The following is a 3,812-nucleotide window of genomic DNA, read 5'->3' on the forward strand; positions in this document are numbered from 1 at the left end:
GAATAAGAAAGAATTGGGGTGAAACTAGATAGAAGACAACGTAAGATTGTCTTTTAAAAATCTTGGGGATATGGTGACTTTTTTACACCATAATTTTCTAGTTTCATCCCATCTATTTTTGGGCTGAAACCCTACATTTTAATATTCAATTCATCATTTGATTGAAGTCTATTTTTTAGATTAACTTAAAAATTTCCACTTTACAAAGAGGTAAAGTTTTCATCTTTTTCTCACTTTTTTAATCTAGAAGTATTTTGATTTGTTTTGGTTAGAAATATCTTGAATAAGTCTAGTCAAGAAGAAATTAAGGAGATCGTAAAATAGTTCGAAATCCGACATGTGTTGCTGCTAAATCAAAGTCTTGTGGATAACGACTACTGCTTCGATAACGCGAACAATAATTTTGTGCACACAGAAAAGATCCGCCCTTAATTACATATTGTGTACTCACAATTTGTTGTTGTCGTAAATCAGAATAATTTCCCATATGTTGGTCATGAGCACCTTGATAAGGAGAGGATGTCCATTCCCATACATTTCCAATCGTATCAAATAGTTTGAAATTATTTGCCGCAAAACATCCAACGGGTGCTACATCTTTAAAGTGATCTTGATTTAGGTTTTGAAAAGGGAATTGGCCTTGCCAGTAATTTGCTTGTGGATGTTGATGTTCATCGGTAGGCGCTTGATGTAAGGGCGTATCCGTTTTTGAATTGGCTTTAGCTGCATATTCCCATTCTAGTTCCGTTGGTAAGTCATGTCCGAGCCAGACTGCATAATGTTCAGCATCATTTTTACTCACATATCGCACAGGCTCATTAGGATTGGCTACAACACCATTACTGCCATTTGGCGTTTTCCATGTATATCCTGATTTTAACTGCCACCATTGCTGTGGATGTTGAGGGTCTGGTGAAAAAACAGCAGCCTGCTTTTGTTTTTCAGCATCGGTAAGATAGCCCGTTGCTTTTACGAAACTTGCAAATTGAGCAACGGTAACTTCAGTCTGATCAATCCAGAATCCTTTGACTTCTCTTTGTTTTTTTCCAAAATTAAGTTCATCGGGATAGGCTTTCTCAGAACCAAAATTAAAATGCCCATCGGCAATTAACACCATTCCAGCTGTAGGCTGTTTGAGCCAACCTTGAGGTAGCCCAGAGTAGTTTTTACACTTTTCAATAGAACCTAGGTCAGCTAAAGAAGGTGGCTGTTGAGGTGAGGGTGCTGATTCAGAAACTTTTGAAGATTGGCTACAGCCTGTCATAAAAGACAGGCTGAGTGTGATAACTAAAAATGGTTTTAATCTCATTTGGCGTTATATTCCTGCACACCATTTTTCTCAGTATATTTTTGATAGACCGATAACAGCTCTTGAACTTTAGCTGGGTAAAGCTGTGCAACGTTTTGTCTTTCACCCCGATCTGTTTTAAGGTTATATAACTCCCAAGTTCGTGTACCTAATTCAGGGCGTCCTTGGAGTGCAATTTTCCAATCACCTTGTTTTGCATATTTACTACCATGTAACTCATCGGCAAAACTAAAATTGGCAGGGCGAATCGTAGTTGTTTTATTTTCAAGTACAGATTTCCATGAGTAGCCAGTTGGCGTATTGATAGTACGTCCATTGTATTGGCCTTGAGGTACTGGAATATGAGCATAATCTAGTAAAGTCGGGAAAACATCGAGTACAGATGCAAAGCTATGATTCGCCCCTTCTGCTTTTTTCTGATTCGGTAATTTCACAATGGCTGGGGCAGTTGTTGCGCCTTCGCCCGCCGTGTCTTTCCACAAGTGGAAAGGTGCGGCACTCACTTCGGCCCAACGTGGTCCAATATAGTGATACGAAGTAGGGGTACCTACGTTTGCTACAGAGTTATCAAAACCAGCTTCACTGCCATATCCGCCACGGACAAAACCTTCGGCGCCATTGTCTGAAACAAAGAAAATTAAGGTATTGTCATAAAGATTATTTTGTTTGAGATATTGAATAATACGACCTACATTGGCATCGAGATTTTCGACCATGCCCGCATAAATTTCCATTTTACGGGCTTCGAGTGCTTTTTGTTCAGCTGTTAACTCATCCCACTTTCCATATTTTTGTGGGGCATTTTGAGTTGCAATTGGTTCTGCTGCCTCAAAGTTTGCAGGGATAATTCCAAGCTGTTTTTGCCTAGCAATACGTGCGTTACGAATAGTATCGTAACCGACATCATAAACCCCGCGATATTTTTCACGATATTCGGCTGGGGCTTGAATTGGCCAGTGAGGCGCCGTATAGGCAGCATAAGCAAAGAACGGTTTGCCACTATTTTTGCCTGAATCTAAGTAGCTTAGTAATTTATCGGTAAAATAATTTGTCGAGAAAAAGTCGTCAGGCAATGCTGAAACAGGAACAATTTGACCATCTTCGGTATAAGTTGAATTTCTTTTAAACGCACTGGGAGCTTGCTTAAAGTGGTGATCTAAACCTTGTAATAAGGTAAATGAATGATCAAAACCTTTTGCATGTGCATTGGTTTCAGGGGTTAATCCTAAATGCCATTTACCGCTGATGTACGTGCGGTATCCGTTATCTTTAAGCACTTGAGCAATCGATAGCGAGCGTTCGTTTAAATAGCCTTCGTAGCCTGGTTGTCCCTTCAAATGCTCTGGCGTGAGTTCAGCCATTGCCCCAATACCTGCTAAATGGTGATCAGTACCAGAAATGAGTTGAGAGCGTGTTGGAGAACAGGTCGGGGCAGTATGATAATCTGTTAAAAGGCGTCCTTCTTGAGCCAAACTATCAATATTAGGGGTGTGAATTTCGCCACCAAAAGCCCCTAAATCTGAATACCCTAAGTCGTCAGCCATAATAAATAAGATATTGGGTTGCTTAGGTGTGCTTACGACATTTTCTTGATTATCGTTGTCATTACACCCAGCCAAAGATAAGCTAAATAAAGCAATGGAAAGGCTAGATAAAATTGCTTTGTACTTCATTGTATCATCTGAATTATTAAAAGAATTGGCATGAGTTTAATCAGATGGTTTTTGCAAACAAAACAACGAATTGATCAAAGAAAATCAGAAAAAAGACTGAGAATTTATGCAGATAAATAAATAAGAAAAAAAGAAAAGCCCGTTATGGGCTTTTCTTTGCTTTATATGGTTTAGAAAGGAAGGCGAGTAAGTTGCTCTAGGAAATGTGGAATAACTTTAGGTTCAAGTAAAATGGTGACGATGATTCCGTAAGCTGCACCCCACAAATGAGCACTATGATTGATATGACTATTACCTCGTTTACCTGCCCAAATACTGTACGCCACATATAAAATGGCGAAAATAATAGCGGGTACGGGAATGAAGAATACAAAAATCAGCTTCCATGGCTGAAACAGAATATAAGCAAATAAAACTGCTGAAACAGCACCTGAAGCGCCTAGACTGGCCCAATTCGCATCGTTTTTATGTTGTAAATAGCTTGGTAAAATCGCGAAGATTAAGCCACCTAAATAGAACAACACGAAACCCATGTCATAAAAATATTGGCGATAAAAACTTTCAATAATACTCCCAAAGAAGAATAGGGTAATCATGTTGAAAAGTAGATGTGTTCCATCGGCATGAATAAAACCATGCGTGATGAAACGATCAAATTGCCCACGTTGCATTGCTGGTGGCCAAAAGATCAGGCGGTTCATTACATTTTGATTGCTAAATGCAAGTAAAGAGACAATGACCGTAATAATAATAAGGGTAATGGTATGGTTAAATGGCAAATGCAACATAAGAAATATTTAAAAAATAATCAATACTGAGGTCAATAATGC

Annotated in this window: 3 protein-coding genes; all 3 read right to left on the minus strand. The window is 38.9% G+C overall.

What is annotated here, in order from left to right; genetic code table 11:
• Positions 1-304: 304 nt before the first annotated feature.
• The 3 genes from HUN22_RS15965 to HUN22_RS15975 all read right to left on the minus strand — a co-directional run bounded on the left by HUN22_RS15965 (position 305) and on the right by HUN22_RS15975 (position 3,770).
• A complete protein-coding gene (locus HUN22_RS15965) occupies positions 305-1,309 on the minus strand; it encodes an SUMF1/EgtB/PvdO family nonheme iron enzyme (RefSeq protein ID WP_217488207.1) in 1,005 nt (334 codons plus the stop codon).
• Positions 1,306-2,982, minus strand: coding sequence for an arylsulfatase (locus HUN22_RS15970; protein WP_174731401.1), 1,677 nt, complete (start codon positions 2,980-2,982; stop codon positions 1,306-1,308). The genes HUN22_RS15965 and HUN22_RS15970 overlap by 4 nt, the downstream gene beginning before the upstream one ends.
• A 170-nt stretch (positions 2,983-3,152) precedes the next feature.
• Positions 3,153-3,770 (minus strand): rhomboid family intramembrane serine protease, encoded by a 618-nt coding sequence (locus HUN22_RS15975; protein WP_174731404.1) that lies wholly within the window; start codon positions 3,768-3,770, stop codon positions 3,153-3,155.
• Between the last annotated feature and the right edge of the window lie 42 nt (positions 3,771-3,812).

The organism is Acinetobacter lactucae (assembly GCF_013344765.1).
Taxonomy (GTDB): Bacteria; Pseudomonadota; Gammaproteobacteria; order Pseudomonadales; family Moraxellaceae; genus Acinetobacter; species Acinetobacter lactucae_A.

Bases quoted from the DNA above. Each gene is read 5' to 3' on its own strand.
- HUN22_RS15965 (WP_217488207.1), bottom strand. From the start codon at position 1,309: ATGAGATTAAAACCATTTTTAGTTATCACACTCAGCCTGTCTTTTATG.
- HUN22_RS15970 (WP_174731401.1), bottom strand. From the start codon at position 2,982: ATGAAGTACAAAGCAATTTTATCTAGCCTTTCCATTGCTTTATTTAGC.
- HUN22_RS15975 (WP_174731404.1), bottom strand. From the start codon at position 3,770: ATGTTGCATTTGCCATTTAACCATACCATTACCCTTATTATTATTACG.